This is a genomic window from Nocardiopsis halotolerans DSM 44410 (genome assembly GCF_000341065.1).
Taxonomy (GTDB): Bacteria; Actinomycetota; Actinomycetes; order Streptosporangiales; family Streptosporangiaceae; genus Nocardiopsis; species Nocardiopsis halotolerans.
On the sequence record NZ_ANAX01000100.1, the window covers coordinates 1 to 18,097 of the forward strand.

The window sequence follows — 18,097 nt, forward strand, 5'->3', positions numbered from 1 at the left end:
AAGGCCCCGGTCATCAGCCATGGCTTCCAACCTCCTGTGTCAGGAAAATCTGTTCAGACACATGGTGCGGTTTGTTGCCATATGTTCGCTACACCGGCGGAAAATCCAAGAAAACGTCGAGTCTTGTCGGCGATTTCGCGGCCATTCGTCTAGTCGTGTGACCAGGAACACCCTCCCGCGTGGACAAGTGGCCGGGCTCACTCCGAGCGGGCTCGGAGGAGGACGCGGGCCGGGGCGGCGAGGGGGAGACGGGCGGCGCGCACGCCCGACAGCGCGAGGAGGGTCCCGGCCAGGACGTGGTCGACGGCCGGTCCCTTCATGACGCGGCTGGGCCGGTTCGGTTCGTGGGCCACGTCGACCGCCGGAACCCGGGGCTCAGCCCTCGGCCTCCCGTGCCGGGGGAACCGCGACGGACTCCCCGTCCTCGCCCCGCGCCGCCTCCCGCTCGGCCAGCCGACGGCGCTGCGGCACCACCGTGTACCGGGGATCGGCGACGGACTGCTTGCCCGCGTGGAAGACCCCCAGGCGTGTGCAGGCCGAACCGGCGAGCAGGGCGGCCCCGCTCAGCGCGGACACCACACGGCTGCGGCGGCCGAGCACCGCACCGGCCGCCCCGGCCAGGGTGAGCGCCTTGGCCGTGCGGACGAGCACCCCCGCCGTGCCCTTCCCGTACGGTTCCCCGGACATACCCATCCGGTGCTCCATGGCGGTGGAGACCGCCACCTCGGCCAGGGCACCGCCCACGGCGGCACGGCGCGCGGGGCCGCTCTGCGCCAGCGGGGCGGTGAGCAGGCCCGTACCCCCGGCCGCCGATGCGGCGGAGGAGGCGAACACGAACGGCATGTACCGGTAGCCGTCGTGCCAGGAGGGCACCGCGGTGTCGCAGACGAGCGGCGCCGTGTACGTGGCCACCAGCGGCCCCACAGCACCGGCGCCGAGGGTGGCCGCGCGGCCGATCCGGGGGAACCACCCGGTGGCGGAGGTCACGGCGGCGACCCCGGCGAGGGGACCGTAGGTCAGCAGGATCCACGAACCGACGCTCATCGGCGAGGTCGGTTTGATCACCCGCAGCATGTTCAGGAAGCGTTCGGGGCGTCCCAGGTCGTGGATGAGCGCGGCCGTCGAACCGGAGATCGCGCCCAGGGCGGTGTACTTGAGGGGCCGGGCCAGGTCCGGACGTCCGGTCAGCTCGGCACCGGCGGCGAGGACCGACGAGGCCCCCGCGAGTCCGCCCAGGAACAGGTACCCGCCGATGTCGGGCGCCTTCCACACGATCTGGTTGAGCACGGGCTTGCCGTAGTAGGAGCGGAACTCGGCGTCCGGCACCCGCGTGGGCTCACCGCGACCGTTCCCCCTCCTCCGCTGGGTCCCGTCACCGCGCTGGCGACGCTGCTCCTCCCCGACGACGTCCGCGGCACCCGTGATCGCCTCACGTCCGGGACGCTGTCCGCGCATGCCCTCCTTGGTCACGTCCGACGTACTCATCAGCGCCTCCCCGCGAACGCCGCGACCGCTCCGACCAGCAACGCGGTGGCCGCCACACCCGCGTGTGCCCACATCGACGCGAGGTCCCGCGTGGTCACCACCGGGTCCGGCGGCAACCCGTAGACCTCGGGTTCGTCCAGCAGCAGGAAGAACGCGCCCGCGCCGTCCACCCCGTTCCCCGGGTCCTCGCCGTACAGGCGGGCGGAGGACACACCGGCCTCCCGGAGGTCGGCCACGCGCCTCTCCGCGCGCTCGCGCAGCTCGTCGAGGTCGCCGAACTGGATCGAGTCGGTCGGGCAGGCCTTGGCGCAGGCGGGTTCCAGGCCGTCACCGATCCGGTCGTAGCACAGGGTGCACTTCCAGACCCGGCCGTCGTCCTCGCGCTTGTCGATGACCCCGTAGGGGCAGGCGGGGACGCAGTACCCGCAACCGTTGCAGATGTCCTCCTGCACCACCACCGTGCCGAACTCCGTGCGGAACAGGGCTCCGGTCGGGCACACGTCCAGGCAGGCCGCGCTGGTGCAGTGCTTGCACACGTCCGAGGACATCAGCCAGCGGAACTCACCGCGCCCGTCGGCTCCGGTCCCGGCGCCGGGCAGCTCGAAGGACGGCATGCCCAGGTCGACGGTCCCGGCCCCCGGGCGGCCCACACCCGGGTCCTGGAAGCCGAGGGGCTCGCGCTGCTCGACGAAGGCCACGTGGCGCCAGGTGTCGGCGCCCAGCCCGCCGCTGTTGTCGAACGACATGGACGTGAAGTCCAGACCGTCCTCGGGGATCGCGTTCCACTCCTTGCAGGCCACCTCGCAGGCCTTGCAGCCGATGCACACGCTCGTGTCGGTGAAGAATCCGACCCGCGCGGGGCCGCCGTCCCCCACGGGGGTTCCGCTCCCGTTCCCGCTGCTCTCCGCGGACACCCTCACACCTCCAGTCCGGTCTGTTCCGTGATCCCGGCCCGCTCCCGGTACTCGCGCACCAGGCGGAGGCGTTCCGGCCCCCGGGGTCGGCGACCCGGACGGATGTCCGCCGTGAGCGCCTTGACCTCCTGGATGTGCACGTTGGGGTCGAGCACGATGGACATCAGCTCGTTGGCCGCGTCGCCCGTCGAGTACCCGTTGGGCCCCCAGTGGTAGGGCATCCCGATCTGGTGGACCACCCGCCCCTGCACCCGCAGCGGGGCCATGCGGTCCGTGACCAGGACCCGCGCCTCGATGGCGTTGCGCGCGGTGACGATGGTGGCCCAGCCGCCGTGCTCCAACCCCCGCTCCTCCGCCAGCTCGGGCCCGACCTCGCAGAAGAACTCGGGCTGCAACTCCGCGAGGTAGGGGGTCCACCGGCTCATCCCGCCCGCGGTGAAGTGCTCGGTGAGCCGGTAGGTGGTCACCACGTACGGGTAGACGTCCGCGCCCGGCGAGCCGGGATCGGGGTGGTACGGGTTGTACTCGTGCGGGTAGGTCAGCCGCGTCGGGTTGCGCTGGTGCCCGTACAACGGGTTCGCGAACGGCGTGTCCTGCGGCTCGTAGTGGGTGGGCATCGGGCCGTCGTTGAGCCCCGCGGGCGCGTACAGCCAGCCCCTCCCGTCGGCCTGCATGATGAACGCGTCCGTCCCCGTCAGGGCCGCCACCCCCTCGACGCCCTCGTCGGGGCGGTAGTCGGGCGCCTTGCCCCTCTCGAAGTCGGGCGTGTCGTGCCCCGTCCAGGCCCCCTTCTCCGCGTCCCACCAGACCAGGCTCTTACGCGGGCTCCACGGCTCCCCGTTCTCGTCCGCCGAGGCGCGGTTGTACAGGACGCGCCGGTTGTCCGGCCACGCCCAGGCCCACTCGGCGGCGATCCAGTCCTGTTCCGTGTGGGGCTTCCTGCGCGCCGCCTGGTTCACCCCGTCCCGGAAGACGCCGCAGTAGATCCAGCAGCCGCACGAGGTCGAACCGTCGTCGCGCAGTTCGGTGTAGGCGCTGAGCGGTCGGCCCTCGGCGTCGTGGCCGTTGATCTCCCGCAGGACCGCCGCCGCGTCGGGCTCGTCCCCCTCCTCCAACGGGTAGTCCCAGGTGAGGTCGAGGACCGGGCGGTCCTTGGGGTCGTCGGAGTCGGCGAGCACCTCGCGGATGATCCGGCCGAGGTGGTACATGAACCAGAGGTCGCTGCGGCGGTCGCCGCTCGGGGTGACCGCGCGGTCGTGCCACTGGAGCAGCCGGTTGGTGTTGGTGAAGGTCCCCGACTTCTCGGTGTGCGCGGCGGCCGGGAAGAAGAACACCTCGGTACCGATCTCCTCGGTCCGCTTCTCCCCCGACTCGATCTCCGGCCCGTCCTTCCACCAGGTGGCGCTCTCGATCAGCGAGAAGTCGCGCACGACGAGCCAGTCCAGCTCGGCCATGCCCATGCGCTGGGCCCGGCTGTTGGCCGACCCCACGGCGGGGTTCTCGCCCATGAGGAAGTAGCCCTTGCACTCCCCGGCGATCTGGGCCATCACGGTGTCGTAGTGGCTGTGGGAGCCCGTGAGCCGGGGGATGTGGTCGAAGCAGTAGCCGTTCTCCGCGGTCGCGTGCTCGCCCCACCACGCCTTGAGCAGGCTGACCATGTAGGACTCCATCTCCGCCCAGAACCCCTTGCGCGGGTGTCCCACGGCGAGGACGTAGGTCTCCAGGTCCTGTTCCTCGTGGGCGTGCGGCATCGGCAGGTAGCCCGGCAGGAGGTCGAACAGGGTCGGCACGTCGCTGGAGCCCTGGATGCTGGCGTGTCCGCGCAGCGCCTGGATGCCGCCGCCCGGACGGCCGATGTTGCCAAGGAGCAGCTGGAGGATGGAGGCGGCCCGGATGTACTGGGAGCCGACGCTGTGCTGGGTCCAGCCCACGGCGTAGCAGAAGGCGCTGGTGCGGTCGCGGCCCGAGTTCTCGGTGAGGTGGTCGCACACCCGCTGGAAGGTCTCCCGGGGGATGCCGCACACCTCCTCGACCATCTCGGGCGTGTAGCGCGCGTAGTGGCGCTTGAGGATCTGGAACACGCACCGGGGGTCGGTGAGCGTCGGATCCTCCCGGGGCGCGTTCCGGATCACCGCGCCGCCAGACCCCTGCTGTTCGGGGCGCCCCGACTTCCTGGTGCCGAGGTTCTGCCTCAACCGCTCCTCGTACAGCTGGTCGCGGTTGCCGGAGGCGGCGGCCACCTCCACGCCGTCATAGGCCCACGTGGAGGCGTCGTAGCTCCCGTCCTCCTCCGAGAACCCGGAGAAGAGGCCGTCCAGGTCCTCGGTGTCCCGGAAGTCCTCGCCGACGATCATCGCGGCGTTGGTGAAGGCGAGCACGTAGTCGCGGAAGTACTTCTCCTCGGTGAGGACGTGGTTGATGATCGCGCCGAGGAAGGCGATGTCGGTTCCCGCGCGGATGGGAACGTGCAGGTCGGCGAGCGCGCTGGTGCGGCTGAACCGGGGGTCGACGTGGATGACCACCGCGCCGCGCGCCTTGGCCTCCATGACCCACTGGAAGCCGACCGGATGGGCCTCGGCGAAGTTGGATCCCTCGATGACGATGCAGTCGGAGTTCTGGAGGTCTTGGAGGAACATGGTCGCCCCGCCGCGGCCGAAGCTCGTGCCCAGACCGGCGACGGTGGAGCTGTGGCACACCCGGGCCTGGTTCTCCACCTGGACGACGCCGAGCGCGGTCAGGAGCTTCTTGATGAGGTAGTTCTCCTCGTTGTCCAGAGTGGCGCCGCCCAGGCTGGCGATCCCCAGCGTGCGGGCCACCCGGCGCCCCTCGCTCTCCTCCTGCCAGGTCTCGTTCCGGGTGCGCACCACCCTGTGGGCCACCATGCGCATGGCCGTGTCGAGGTCGATCTCCTCCCACTCGGTGCCGTAGGGGCGCCGGTAGAGGACCCTCTCCTGACGCGCGGATCCCGTGGTGAGCTGGAGGCTGGCCGACCCCTTGGGGCACAGGCGCCCGCGGCTGACCGGTGAGTCCGGGTCACCCTCGATCTGGACGACCTTCTCGTCCTTGACGTAGACGTTCTGCGCGCACCCCACCGCGCAGTAGGGGCAGACCGACTTGACGACCCTGTCGGCCTCCTCCGTGCGCGCCCTCAGGTCCTCCGTCCGGTCGGACTTCGCGGCGGCCCCGAGCCCCAGACGGTCCTCCCCGGTCAGCTGCCGGTACACCGGCCACGACTCGATCCACGTGCGTACGCCCATGCTCGTCCTCCGAACCGCCCGCCGTCGACGCTCCCCGTCCTCCCCGGACCTCCCGGCTCCCGCGGAAGGCCGGGCCGGGTCTTCACCGTCCACGGGAGGGGCGCTCGCGCCGGGCAGGACACGCCGTCCGTGACGGTTCCATGGGGTTCCCGTGACGGTGGCGCGAGGCGTCCGGTGTTTCACGTGAAACACCGGACGCCGCTCCTCCCTCCCATGCGGAAGAGGGTTCCGGTATTCCCTCCGGTTGGTAAGAACTTCCTCTTCCGGGAGTCCCCGGTGAGGGCAGTGGGCAGGAGGAGGCCTGGAGACCGAACATGACGACGTGGTGGGGGGCCAGTCACATGACCGACGTATCCAGCCAGGGGTCCGGAGCCGGGGGCGACCGCGAGGTGCTCACGAACCGGCAGGGCCACCAGGTCTACGACAACCAGAACCAGCGCACGGTCGGGGAGCGGGGACCCGCCACGCTGGAGAACTACCAGTTCCTGGAGAAGATCAGCCACTTCGACCGGGAGCGCATCCCGGAGCGGGTGGTGCACGCGCGCGGGGTGACCGCGTTCGGCTACTTCGAGTCCTACGGCACGTGGGGCGACGAGCCGATCAGCCGCTACACGCGCGCCAGGCTCTTCCAGGGCAAGGGGAAGCGGACCGACATCGCGCTGCGCTTCTCCACGGTCATCGGCGGCAGGGACTCCTCCGAGTGCAACCGGGACCCGCGCGGGTTCGCCATCAAGTTCTACACCGAGGACGGCAACTGGGACCTGGTCGGCAACAACCTGGCCGTCTTCTTCATCCGCGACGCCATCAAGTTCCCCGACGTGATCCACGCCCTCAAACCGGACCCGGTGACCTTCCGCCAGGAGCCGAACCGCATCTTCGACTTCATGTCGCAGACCCCCGAGTGCATGCACATGCTGGTCAACCTGTTCAGCCCGCGCGGCATCCCGGCGGACTACCGGCACCAGCAGGGCTTCGGCGTCAACACCTACAAGTGGGTCAACGACGTGGGCGAGACGGTCCTGGTCAAGTACACGTGGATGCCCAAGCAGGGCGTGCGGAGCATGACCGAGGCCGACGCCGCCAACATCCAGGCGAACGAGACCGGGCACGCGACCAAGGACCTGCGCGAGGCCATCGACCGCGGCGACCATCCCGAGTGGGAGCTGCTCGTGCAGATGATGAGCGACGAGGAGCACCTCGAACTCGACTTCGATCCCCTGGACGACACCAAGACCTGGCCGGAGCAGGACTTCCCGCCCAAGCCGGTGGGCCGGATCGTGCTCGACCGCAACGTGTCGAACGACTTCGCGGAGAACGAGCAGATCTCCTTCGGCACCGGCGTGCTCGTGGACGGGCTGGACTTCTCCGACGACAAGATGCTGGTCGGCCGCACCTTCTCCTACAGCGACACCCAGCGCTACCGGGTGGGGCCCAACTACCTGCAACTGCCGGTGAACCAGGCGAAGAACGCGAACGTGCGCACCAACCAGCGCGACGGCCTGATGACCTACGAGCAGGACACCGGGGGAGCGAACCCGCACGTCAACTACGAGCCGTCCATCACCGGCGGTCTGCGTGAGGGGCAGTACCCCACGCACGACGAGCAGGGCCCCGAGATCAGGGGGCGGCTCACGCGCAAGCGCATCGTGCGCACCAACGACTACAAGCAGGCCGGGCAGCGCTACCTCCTGATGGAGCAGTGGGAGCGCGACGACCTCGTGCACAACTTCACGACGATGCTCTCCCAGTGCGAACGCCCGATCCAGGAGCGGATGGTCTGGCACCTCCTCCTGGTCGAGGACGACCTGGGACTGCGCGTCGGCAAGAGGCTGGGCATCGGCCCGGGGGACGTGGCGCACCTGGACCCGCTCCAGAGCCAGGACCTGACCGACGAGGACCGCCAGCGCCTGGCCCATCTGGGGCAGAACGGCCCCCGCGACGTGGCGGGGCTGAAGATGACCCACTGCGTGCCCAACGAGCGGCACGTGACCGAGCGCTGAGGTGGACGGTATGGACCTGAGGGGAGCGCTCGCGGGCACCTCGTCCGCCGTCGGCAGGGGGCTGCTGGCCGGACTGGTCGGCACCGTGGCGATGACGGTCTCCAGCACCACGGAGGCGAAACTGCGCGGCAGGGGAGGCAGTTCCTCCCCCTCCGACGCCGCCGGAACGGTGCTCGGCGTGCGGCCGAGGGACTCCGCGGGCGAGCGGAGGTTCGGCACCGCCGTCCACTGGGGTTACGGAACGTCGTGGGGGGCGGTCCGGGGACTGCTCGGCGCGGCCGGGCTGCACGGACCCGCCGCGGCGGCGGCGCACCTGGCGCTGGTGTGGGGTGGTGAGCAGGTCGTCCTTCCGGCGACGGGCACGGCGCCCCCGGCCTGGAAGTGGGGTGCCGAGGAGGTCGCCGTGGACATGCTGCACCACACGGTCTACGCCTGCGCCACCAGCGCCGCCTACGAGTGGCTCGACGGGCGCTGACCCGAGGCGTGCGTGCGGCGGACACGGCACCGGGCCCCGGTCGAGGCCGGGGCCCGGTGCCGTGCTCCTGGGTGGGCGCGCTCACGTTGACGTGGGCCGGCGCCCCCCTTTCGGTCACCGCCTAGCGCTTCGACCTGCCGGAAGGCGCCAGGACGAACCCGAGTGCGATCATGCCCAGACCCAGGCCCAGGTGCAGCCAGTTGTCGGCGCTGTTGAGCGGCACGAAGTTCGCCGCGCTCTCCAGGTCGATGATCAGACCGTAGAGCCACAGCAGCAGGTAGATCACCCCGCCACCGATGAGGTAGGCCTTCGCCAGCTTCGCGGAGCGGGCCATCGCCACCCCCGCCACGCCGAAGAGCAGGTGGACGACGTTGTGCAGGATCGACACCTGGAAGAGCCCCAGCAGGAGGGCTCCGGAGTCGTGTCCGGCGAACTGCATCTCTCCGTACTGCGTGGTCACGCCGGGGATGAACCCCAGTACGCCCACCAGCAGGAAGACGATGCCGACGACGAGGGCGGCGAGGCGGACCGGCCTCCCCGGCAGTCGTGTCACGCCCTGGTTCGAGGTCCTCTCGGACATGGTTACCTCCACCGTGGTCGTGTCCGGCTCCTCCTCCCGGTGAGGGAGCGGAGGTGAATCCACTACCCCGAGTGATCCAGGACACTCATCCGCGTGCGGAGGGCGTCGAACCCCGCCACCAGGGCGTTTCCCGCGCCGGAACGGGCGTGTCCCCTCCTACTCTGGTGGTCACGGAAGGAAATCAGTTCCCCACCCTCCGAACATGGCTCTCGGCGGATTGGGCACCGCGTCCCGTGGGCAGGCGCACCGGACGTGGAGGAGGGATATGGACGTCTTCGGACCGGCGCTCGTCCTGGGCGCGCTGGCGGTCGCCCTCGTGCTGTGCGTACACGTGCTCTCCGCCGCGGTACGCCTCCGGCGCGGTCCGGTGACCGTGGAGCCGTTCCTGTCGGGCGCGGCCGTGACCGAGCACGCGGTCTCGCGGTACCACGTGCGCTGGTACGCGGTGACGCTGCTCTTCCTGGCCTTCGACATGGAGATGGTCTTCATGTACCCGTGGGTGCTCGTCGTGGCGGACAAGGGTGCGCCCGCCGTCGTCGAGATGTTCGCCTTCCTCGCCGTCCTGGTCGCGGCGGTCGTCTACGCGTGGCGGGAGGGGGCGTTCCGGTGGACCTGACGGGATGGCTGCTGCGCCGCGCCGTGCCGCGCCCCTTCGTCGTGACCACGGTCGGGGGCACCGGCGCGCGGCTGGCCGTGGAGAGGATCGTGCGCGAACGCGGTTGGCGCCGGGCTCTCTCCCCGGCCGACGCCGATCTGCTCGTGGTGTGCGGCCCCGCGAACGCCGACGCCGACGAGGCACTGGACCGGGTCTGGGCGCAGCTGCCCGGGCCGCGCGCACGCGCGCGCGTCGGCGCACCCGAACAGGCCCGTCATGCGCTGGACACGGCCCGCGCCGACCTGCTCGACGTCGCCGCGCAGCGCCGTGACGCCGACGCGCGCGACCGTTCCGCACGGGCCGCGGCCGACCCCGACGAGGACATGCCCGGCGGTCTGCCCATGGCCGGCCGGGGAGAGGACCGTGACGGACTGACACTCGACCGGCTCCACCTCTCCCTGGGCCCGGCCCTGCCCGACTGGCCCGCCGGGCTGTCCCTGCGGACGGTGATCCAGGGGGACGTGGTCCAGGAGGCGCACGTCTCCCTCGTAGGCGCGCGAGACGGCGCCGCCTCCTTCTGGGGCGCACCGGACGGCGACCGGGGCGGGCGGTCCACCGCGGCCGCCCTGGACTCGGCGCAGCGTCTGCTGTCCGTCGCCGGTTGGCCCGCCGCGGCGCTGTCCGCCCGTCGGCTGCGCGACGCCCTGCTGGAACCCGGTCCCCGGCCGGGGACCGGTGCGGAACTGCGCCGCTGGCGGCACATGGTGGGCCGCTCGCGTCTGCTGCGATGGTCCCTCCGCGGCCTGGGGAGGGTCGGTGACGGGGCTCCGGAGGAACTGCGCGGTGACGCCGCCGACCGCTGGGCCCGCTGGCTGGGCCGGATCGGGACGGCGTCGGATCCCGGCCCGCCCGGCGCCGCACCGGGAGGGCCCGACGTCGCACGGACCGCTCTGGACCTGCTTCCCGACCTGGTCGTCGGCCAGGAACTGGCGTCGGCGCGGCTCGTCGTGGCCTCCCTGGACCCCGACACCGAGGCCGTGGGCGCCTACGCCCCGGAGCCGGGCACGTGAGCGGGGTGGCACCGCCGTGGGCCGTCCTGCTCGTCCCCGCGCTGCTGATCGTCCTCGGCTACGGCGCCGCCGCGGGGACGGCCGCGCTCCGCGCGCGGGCCGCCGGGGCCGCCCCGGTGAGCGGACTGACCGCACCGGCGCGGGAGTCGGCCCGCCTGCTGGTGCAGCGGCGCCGCACGATCCCCGGCACGGACACGCTTCTGTGGCGGCTGGGCGGCGCACTGGTCCCGGTGGCCGCCGTGCTGGCCGCGCTGGTCATCCCGCTCGGGTCGACGGCGGTCAGCGACCCGTCCGTCGGCGTCGTGTGGTTCAACGCCATGGAGGTGGTCGTCTGGGCCGCGCTGTGGATGCTCGGCTGGGGGGCCAACTCGGTCTGGGGCCTGGTCGGGGGCTACCGGTTCCTCATCCAGGGGCTGTCCTACGAGCTGCCGCACATGTTCGCCCTGACCGCGGCGGCGCTGGGCGCGGGCTCGCTGCGCGTGGGGGACGTCGTCGCCGCCCAGGAGCAGGTCTGGTTCGCCGTGCTGATGCCCGCGGCCTTCGTGGTCTACCTGGTCTCGGCACTGGCCATGGCCTTCTGGGGCCCCTTCGGAACGCCCGTGGGCCGGGACCTGGCCGGCGGCGTGGCGGCCGAGCTCTCCGGCGTGGACCTTCTGGTCCTGCGCGCGGGCCGGTACGTGTTCCTCGCCGCCGTGGCGGCGATGGCGGTACCGCTCTTCCTGGGCGGAGGCGCGGGGCCGCTGCTGCCCGGCTGGGTGTGGACGCTGGTCAAGACGGCCGGGGTCCTCGCGCTCCTGGTGTGGCTGGGGCACCGGCTGCCCGCGGTGCGGATGGACCGGTTCACCGAGGTGGGCTGGGTGGTGCTCGTCCCGGTGACCCTGCTCCAGGTGCTCGCCGTCGCGGTGTACGTGCTGGTCCGTTAGGAGAGGAAGGGAGACGACGATGGTCGGGACGGTGGTGTTCGCGGTCTGCGCCGTGGGCGCGGTCGCGTCGGGTGTCGCGGTGTTCGTCGTGGACTCCATGGCCCGGGCCACCTTCGCCCTGCTGGCCTCGTTCCTCCTGACCGGGGTGGCGATCCTGCTCCTGGGGCTGTCCTACCTGGGTGTGCTGGTCATCCTCATGATGGTCATGGAGATGATGGTGATGGCCGTCTTCATGATCATGTACATGATGAACCCGGCCGGGCTGATGCCGATGACCATGGTGCACAACAGAGCCGGTTCGCTGGCCGTGTCCGGCGTGGTCTTCCTGCTGCTGGCCGCCGGGATCGTGCTCGTGCCCTGGCCGGAGCGGGAGGGCACGCCGCCCCCGGACCCCACACTGGCGCTGGGCGAGGCGATCATGGGCCGGCACATGCTGGTCATGATGCTCGTGGGTCTGGTGCTGTTCGCGACCATGGTGGCCGCCACCGTGCTCGCCACCCACCGGGGACGCTACGAGCGCTACGGCGACGACCTGCGGCGCGGACGCCCCGACGACCCGATCGGCGGGGGGCTGGACCGATGATGCTGGAGACCTACCTCCTCCTGGCCGCCGCCCTGTTCTCGGTGGGACTGTTCGGCGCGCTCAGTCAGCAGTCGGTCGTCATGGTGATGATGGGCCTGGAGTTGATGGTCAACGCGGTCATCGTCGCCGCGGCGGCCCTGTGGCTGTACACCTCGCCCGAACGCCCCGACGGGCAGGTCCTGGTCCTGGTCGCGGTCACCGCGATGGCCGTGGAGATGGCGATGGGCTTCGCCGTCACCACCGCGCTCTTCCGCGCACGCGACGTCGACATGGTCGACATGGCCGCCGACCTCGCCGACCACCGTGGCTCCGGCGGCCACGGAGGCCACGGCGGCCATGGGGACCACGGCGGCCATGGGGACCACAGTGGTCACGGAGGCCACGGGAACCCGGAACACCATGGGGGCCACGAAGACCACGGGGATCAAGGGGACCCCGAGGATCACGGAGGTCATAGGGGGCACGAGGGCTCTGGGAACCACGGACACCACGGGGACGGTGGTGAGCGGTGACGGCGGCCCTGGGAGCGCTGATCGGCCTGCCCGCCGTGGTGGGAGCGGTCCTGCTCGTGTCGGAGCGGCGCGCCGACGCGGTCGCCGCTCCCTGCGCCGTCACCGCCACGGCCCTGACCCTGGTCGCGGCCGTCGTCGCGGCGGTGACCCGCCCGGCCGCGTCCGTGCCGATGCTTCCGGGCATCCGCGCGGGGACGGCCGTGGACGGGTTGTCCGCGGTCGCGGTGATCACGGTCTCCGCCGTCTCCCTGATGGTCGTGCTCTTCGCCTCCGCCGAGATGGGGCGGGAGGAGGCGCGCGGCCGCTTCTTCGGTCTCATGCTGCTCTTCACGGCGGCCGTCCTCGTCGCCGTCACCTCCACCACCCTGGTCACACTCCTGATGGTGTGGGAGATCATGGGCGCCCTGTCCTACGCCCTCATCGGCTACTGGTGGCACGAGGCCCACCGCGTGCGCTCGGCGACACTGGCCTTCGTCACCACGCGGGGCACGGATCTGGGCCTGTACCTGGCCGCCGGAGCGGCTCTGGCCGGAGGCGCGGAAGCGCTCCAGCTCTCCGCCCTGGCCTCCCTGGAAGGCGGATGGCGGGACGCCGCCGTGGCGGGGATGATCCTCGCAGCGCTGGGCAAGTCCGCGCAACTGCCGTTCAGCTTCTGGCTCTCACACGCGATGGTCGGCCCCAGCCCGGTCTCGGCCCTGCTCCACTCGGCCACGATGGTCGCCGCGGGCGGCTACCTGATGTTGCGGGCCCGACCCGTGCTGAGCGCCACGGAGTGGGCCGGTCCGGCGCTGGCATGGCTCGGAGCGGTCACCGCGCTGCTACTGGGGGCGGTGGCCTTCCACCAGTCCGACCTCAAACAGCTCCTGGCCGCCTCGACCGCCTCTCACATGGGATTCCTCTTCCTGGCCGCGGGCGCGGGCGCCGTGGGCGGCGGCATCCTGCACTTCAGCGCCCATGCCGCGGCCAAGAGCCTGCTCTTCCTGTGCGCGGGAGCCTGGCTGGCCTCCCTGGGCACCCAGGGGCTGCGCGGGCTTCGCGGCGCGGCGAGAAGGCATCCCCTGGTCGGTGCCGCCTTCACGGTCGGCGCACTGGCCGTGGCCGGGGTGCCCCCTCTTCCGCTGTGGACGGCCAAGGACGAGGCGCTCGCCGCCGCGCTGCACCTGGGACCCGCCCTGTACGTGACGGGCCTGGCCGCGTCGGCGGTCAGCGCGGCCTACACCGCCCGAGCGCTGGCCGCCGTCTGGTCACCGTCTCCCCTCACGGGGGAGGAGGCGTCCCGAAGCGGCGTCCGACGCGCGCCCCTACCCGAGGCACTGTCGCTGGCCGCCCTGTCCTCGGCCGCGATCGGGCTTTCCGTTCTGGCACTTCCCGTCGTGGCGCGGTGGTGGCGTGCGCTGGTGGGCGCCCCGGACACGCCAGGACCCGCGGCCTGGGAGATGGCGCTGTCGGGGCTGCTGGCCGTCGCGGTGCTCGCCCTCACCTGGTGGGCGGTGGCCCGGAGCCGGGCCGGAGCGGTACCCGACCAGGTACCCGGCCACCGCTTCCTGGGCGGCTGGCTCGGCCTGGACACGGCGGCGCGCACCCTGGTCACCCGGCCCGTGACGGCGCTGGCCCGGGCGTTGGCCGCCGCCGACGACCACGTGATCGCGGGCGGGGCGCGGACCGCCGCCCGGGCGACCGCGTCCCTGTCCGGCCGCCTGTCCGCCTTCGACGACCGGGGGCTCGCCGGAGGCGTGCGCTCCGCCTCGGGCTGGGGGACACACGCGGCGGACCTGGCCCGGTTGCGGGGCGAGGGCGCGGTCGAGGGGGCGGTGCGCGCGGTCGCGTCCGGGGCGCGGTCGCTGGCCGTGTGGGCCCTGCGTCCCCAGACCGGGCTGCTGCACCAGTACTACGTCCAGGCCGTCATCGCACTCGTCGTCCTGGCCGCCGTCGTCGTCCTGATGAGGTGAGGCGTGCTCTCCGTCGTCGTGTTCCTGCCCCTGCTCGTCGGCCTGGTGCTGCTGGCCGCGCCCCGTCCCCGTGACGGGGTCGTGGCCTGGTCCTGGGTCGCCGCGGCGGCGCTGGACCTGCTGCTCGTCGTCGGCCTGTGGGCGTACTATCCGGCCGCCGCCCCGGACACCGGGCTCGGGGACTTCGCCTACGAGGAGCGGCTGCTGTGGATCCCCAGCGTCGGCGCGTCCTACCACCTGGGCGTGGACGGGTTCTCCCTGCCCCTGCTGGCGATGACGGCGGTGCTCTTCCTCGCGTGCGCGGTCGACTCCCTGCGCCAGCGGCGGCGCGCACGCGCGCACGCCGTCCTCTTCCTGTTCCTCCAGACGGTGTCGATGGGCCTGTTCAGCGCCCTGGACCTCCTGCTGTTCTTCGTCTTCTTCGACCTGTCCATCGTGGGGATGTACTTCGTCATCGCCGGGTGGGGGCACGGGCGGCCGACCCGCTCGGCGCTGCAGTTCTTCCTCTACACCTTCCTCGGGTCGCTGGCGCTGCTGTTGGGGTTCATCGGCCTGTACGTGGCCGCCGACCCCCACACCTTCGACATGGTGGAACTGACCGCGGGGACGCCCCTGGAGGGACGGGGACTCGCGGGCGGGCTGGTGCTGCTGGCCATCGGGGTCGGCCTGGCCGTCAAGACGCCCACCGTCCCCTTCCACACCTGGCTGCCCCCGGCGCACACCGACGCGCCCGCGGTCGGGTCGGCGATCCTGGCGGGGGTCCTGCTGAAGATGGGCACCTACGGGTTCGTGCGCATCGCGATGCCGATCCTGCCGGGGGCCTGGGTCGAGTACGCCATGGTCGCCGTGGTCGTGGGGGTGGTCTCGGTCCTGTACGGATCGCTCGTCGCGCTCGCCCAGACCGACGTCAAGCGCATGATCGCCTACACCTCCGTCAACCACATGGGATACGTCCTCCTGGGGCTGGGCGCGGCCGGGCTCGCGGCGGGCGAACGGCCCGAAGCGGCGTCCCTGGCGGTCACGGGAGCCGTCACGCAGATGGTCAGCCACGGGCTGCTCACGGGAGCGCTGTTCCTGCTGGCCGGCGCGCTCCACGACCGTGGCGGCACCTACGACATGGGGTCCTACGGCGGGCTGGCCGCGCGGGCCCCGCGCTTCGCCGCCCTGGCCGCCGTCGCGTTCTTCGGTTCGCTGGGCCTGCCGGGCCTGTCCGGATTCATCGCCGAGTTCCAGATCTTCGCGGGCAGCCTCGGACCGGTCCCGGTGCCCACGGCGCTGGCCCTGCTCGGCATCCTGGTCACGGCCGCCCTGTTCCTGCGCGCGCTGCAACGGCTGTTCCTGGGAGGCCCGGGTCCGTGCACGGCCCGGGTCGGTGACCTGTCCGCCCGGGAGACCGCCGCGATCGCGCCGCTCCTGGCGCTGTCCCTCCTCATCGGCCTCGCGCCGCACTTCCTCCTCGACCGGATCGAGCCCGCGGCCCGTGCCCTGGCCGCGCTGGTGGCCGGGTGAGCGGTATGGAGGAGATGAACACGATCGCCCTGCTGCCCGAGATGGTCCTCGCGCTCGCCTCGGTGGGGGCGCTCCTGCTCGGCAGCTGGACGCCCCGGCACCGGCAGGGGCGGGTCCGCCTGCTGGCGGTCGCGGCGCTGCTGGTCGCGTTGGCGGTCACGGTCGCGTTCGCCGTGGCCGGGGTGGGATCGCACGGGGGCGGCTACGCGGTGGACGCCGCCACGCACGCGGTGCGCGTCGCGGTGTTCGCGGGGGTCCTGGCGACGGTCCTGCTGGCCGCGGACACCCTCGACGCCCATCCGCGCGCGTCCGAGTTCCACGTCCTGCTGCTGCTCGGTGCCCTGGGCACGGTGGCGCTGGCGGGCGCGGACGACCTGCTGGTGCTCGCCGTGGCCTATCTCCTGGCGAGCATCCCGCTCTACGCGCTGGTCGGCTTCGCCAAGGACGGCGCGGGCACCGAGGCCGCGCTGAAGTTCTTCCTCCTGGGCGCCCTGTCGGGGATCCTGCTGCTCACCGGTACCGTGCTGCTGCTCGGGGCGGGTGGCACGACCGGTTACGCGGGGCTGGCCTCCGCCCTGCCCGGGGCGCCGGGCGCGCTGGTGGCCGTCGGTACCGTCGCGGTGCTGGCGGGGCTGCTGTTCAAGGCCGGGGGAGTGCCCCTGCACTTCTGGGTGCCCGACGTGACCGAGGGCTCCCCGGTGCCGGTGGCCGCCTTCGTCACCACCGTTCCCAAGATCGGCGCGCTGGTCGCCCTGTACCGCCTGGGCGACCAGGTCCTGGCCGGGGCCGCGCTGGACTGGGCGCTGCTGGCCGCGATCCTGTCCGCGGCGTCGATGACCCTGGGCAACCTGGGCGCCTTCTTCCAGACGGACGCGCGGCGCCTGCTGGCCTACTCCACCGTCAGCCAGGTCGGTTACCTGCTGATGGCGGTGGCCGCGGTGGACGGGGGCGCGGACCTGGCCCGGCCGGGGCTGCTGTTCTACCTGGGCGCCTACCTGGCGGCCAACCTCGGGGCCTTCGCGGTCGTGCACGCCCTGCGGGCCCGGACGCTGGAGGAGCACACGGGCCTCTTCCGCGACCACCCCTGGCTCGCGCTGAGCCTGGTCGTGTGCCTGCTCAGCCTGGTGGGCACGCCGCCCACGGCGGTGTTCGTCGGCAAGCTCACCCTCTTCACCGCCGCCCTGGAGGCGGATCTGGGCTGGCTGATGGTGCTGGCCGCCGCCAACACCCTCGCGAGCCTCTTCTACTACCTGCGCTGGATCCTGCCGCTGTTCCGCCCCTCCCGCGAAGCGCGGGAGGAGGTGGAACGGGCGCGGCCCCGAGGCCGGTGGAGCACGGGGACCGCGGTCACCGCTGCGGCGGTCTCCCTCGGGATGGGCCTCGCGGCGGGGCCGGTCCTGGCCCTGTTCTGAGCCGGGCCCGGCCGTCCTCCGCCGCCACCTCGCCGCCGCGTCCGCCGCACTTCCGGAGTCCCACGGGGACACGCCCTCGCACACCGCCCGCTGACCCGCGTCCGCCCGGCGGGGCGCGGTGAGGCGACCCGGGACCCCGGTCAGCCGGTGCGGTAGCGCTCGGCGTCGGCCTCCCTGAGGGTGAGGCCGTGGCCCGGCCGGTCGGGGTCCGGCGGCAGCTCACCCTCCCTCGGGGGGTCGGCCCCCTCGAAGAAGAGCGTCTCGATGCGCACGTGGTCGTGGAACCACTCCAGGTGGCGCAGGTTCGGCAGGGACAGCGCCGTGTGGCGGTGCAGGTAGGGCGCGCAGTGCCCCGACAGCTCCAGGCCGTGCGCGGCGGCCACGGTCGCCGCCCGCCGCAACTCCAGCACACCACCGCACCGCGTGATGTCGGCCTGGAGGCAGTCCACCGCCCCGGCCGCGCACATCCGCTGGAAATAGGCCAGGTCGAAGCCGTACTCACCGGCGGTCACGTCGGCCGTGACCGCGTCCCGGACCCGACGGAGCCCGTCGAGGTCGTCGGAGGAGACCGGTTCCTCCAGCCAGCGCACGTCCAGGTCGGCCAGCGGCCCGGCCAGCCGGATCGCCTGCTTGGCCGTGTAGCCCCCGTTGGCGTCGGCGAAGAGCTCGGCCTCCGGGCCGATCGCCTCGCGTGCCAGGCGGAGCCGCTCCAGGTCGCGTCCCTCACGGGTTCCCCACGACTCCCCGACCTTGATCTTGACCCGCGTGAAGCCCTGTTCGTGCACCCAGTGCGCCAGCTGCCCGCGCAGCTCGTCGTCGCCGTAGCTGGTGAG

16 protein-coding genes are annotated in these 18,097 nt (G+C 72.4%); 10 read left to right on the forward strand and 6 right to left on the reverse strand.

All coding sequences use genetic code 11. From position 1 onward, the window contains the following. Positions 1–197: 197 nt before the first annotated feature. The 4 genes from D455_RS34125 to fdh are packed head-to-tail and all read right to left on the reverse strand — an operon-like array spanning position 198 to position 5,656. Complete coding sequence (locus tag D455_RS34125; RefSeq protein WP_017570169.1) at positions 198–353, reverse strand: hypothetical protein; 156 nt, start codon at positions 351–353, stop codon at positions 198–200. 22 nt (positions 354–375) lie between these two features. Next, positions 376–1,485 carry an NrfD/PsrC family molybdoenzyme membrane anchor subunit gene (nrfD, locus tag D455_RS0107735; protein ID WP_017570170.1) on the reverse strand — a complete coding sequence of 370 codons (1,110 nt, stop codon included), beginning with the start codon at positions 1,483–1,485 and terminating at the stop codon, positions 376–378. Then, positions 1,485–2,405: a 4Fe-4S dicluster domain-containing protein gene (locus D455_RS0107740; RefSeq protein WP_394296620.1), complete on the reverse strand. Its 921-nt coding sequence runs from the start codon at positions 2,403–2,405 to the stop codon at positions 1,485–1,487. The genes nrfD and D455_RS0107740 overlap by 1 nt, the downstream gene beginning before the upstream one ends. Continuing rightward, entirely contained in the window at positions 2,402–5,656 is a 3,255-nt protein-coding gene (gene fdh, locus D455_RS0107745) for a formate dehydrogenase (protein ID WP_017570172.1), read from the reverse strand. The genes D455_RS0107740 and fdh overlap by 4 nt, the downstream gene beginning before the upstream one ends. Before the next feature lie 341 nt (positions 5,657–5,997). Here fdh and D455_RS0107750 point away from each other — a divergent pair, with 341 nt between their 5' ends. Both D455_RS0107750 and D455_RS0107755 read left to right on the forward strand, forming a co-directional pair. After that, positions 5,998–7,656, forward strand: coding sequence for a catalase (locus D455_RS0107750; protein ID WP_017570173.1), 1,659 nt, complete (start codon positions 5,998–6,000; stop codon positions 7,654–7,656). Positions 7,657–7,666: 10 nt separating this feature from the next. Then, positions 7,667–8,131, forward strand: coding sequence for a hypothetical protein (locus tag D455_RS0107755; protein ID WP_017570174.1), 465 nt, complete (start codon positions 7,667–7,669; stop codon positions 8,129–8,131). Between the two features lie 121 nt (positions 8,132–8,252). Here D455_RS0107755 and D455_RS0107760 read toward each other — a convergent pair whose 3' ends face one another. Further along, entirely contained in the window at positions 8,253–8,711 is a 459-nt protein-coding gene (locus tag D455_RS0107760; protein WP_017570175.1) for a DUF4383 domain-containing protein, read from the reverse strand. A gap of 265 nt (positions 8,712–8,976) precedes the next feature. On the opposite strand from D455_RS0107760, the gene D455_RS0107765 reads away from it, so the two are divergent. Genes D455_RS0107765 through D455_RS0107800 form a run of 8 tightly spaced genes read left to right on the forward strand, consistent with a single transcriptional unit; the run spans position 8,977 to position 17,264 of the window. Beyond that, positions 8,977–9,327: an NADH-quinone oxidoreductase subunit A gene (locus D455_RS0107765; protein WP_017570176.1), complete on the forward strand. Its 351-nt coding sequence runs from the start codon at positions 8,977–8,979 to the stop codon at positions 9,325–9,327. Further along, entirely contained in the window at positions 9,318–10,376 is a 1,059-nt protein-coding gene (locus tag D455_RS0107770) for a hypothetical protein (protein WP_017570177.1), read from the forward strand. Before D455_RS0107765 ends, D455_RS0107770 begins: the two co-directional genes overlap by 10 nt. Continuing rightward, a complete protein-coding gene (locus D455_RS0107775) occupies positions 10,373–11,299 on the forward strand; it encodes an NADH-quinone oxidoreductase subunit H (RefSeq protein ID WP_017570178.1) in 927 nt (308 codons plus the stop codon). The genes D455_RS0107770 and D455_RS0107775 overlap by 4 nt, the downstream gene beginning before the upstream one ends. A gap of 19 nt (positions 11,300–11,318) precedes the next feature. Next, positions 11,319–11,882, forward strand: a complete 564-nt coding sequence (locus D455_RS0107780) for an NADH-quinone oxidoreductase subunit J family protein (RefSeq protein WP_017570179.1) — start codon at positions 11,319–11,321, stop codon at positions 11,880–11,882. Next, on the forward strand, positions 11,882–12,394 hold the full coding sequence (gene nuoK, locus D455_RS35855; RefSeq protein ID WP_017570180.1) for an NADH-quinone oxidoreductase subunit NuoK: 513 nt from the start codon (positions 11,882–11,884) through the stop codon (positions 12,392–12,394). The genes D455_RS0107780 and nuoK overlap by 1 nt, the downstream gene beginning before the upstream one ends. Further along, positions 12,391–14,343 carry an NADH-quinone oxidoreductase subunit 5 family protein gene (locus tag D455_RS0107790; protein WP_017570181.1) on the forward strand — a complete coding sequence of 651 codons (1,953 nt, stop codon included), beginning with the start codon at positions 12,391–12,393 and terminating at the stop codon, positions 14,341–14,343. Before nuoK ends, D455_RS0107790 begins: the two co-directional genes overlap by 4 nt. A gap of 3 nt (positions 14,344–14,346) precedes the next feature. Continuing rightward, positions 14,347–15,852: a complex I subunit 4 family protein gene (locus tag D455_RS0107795; RefSeq protein WP_017570182.1), complete on the forward strand. Its 1,506-nt coding sequence runs from the start codon at positions 14,347–14,349 to the stop codon at positions 15,850–15,852. A 5-nt stretch (positions 15,853–15,857) separates the two neighbouring features. Then, a complete protein-coding gene (locus tag D455_RS0107800) occupies positions 15,858–17,264 on the forward strand; it encodes an NADH-quinone oxidoreductase subunit N (protein WP_017570183.1) in 1,407 nt (468 codons plus the stop codon). A 140-nt stretch (positions 17,265–17,404) separates the two neighbouring features. On the opposite strand, the gene D455_RS0107805 is transcribed toward D455_RS0107800, so the two are convergent. Then, positions 17,405–18,097: enolase C-terminal domain-like protein (locus D455_RS0107805; protein WP_017570184.1), on the reverse strand; the 693-nt coding region annotated here is incomplete at its 5' end.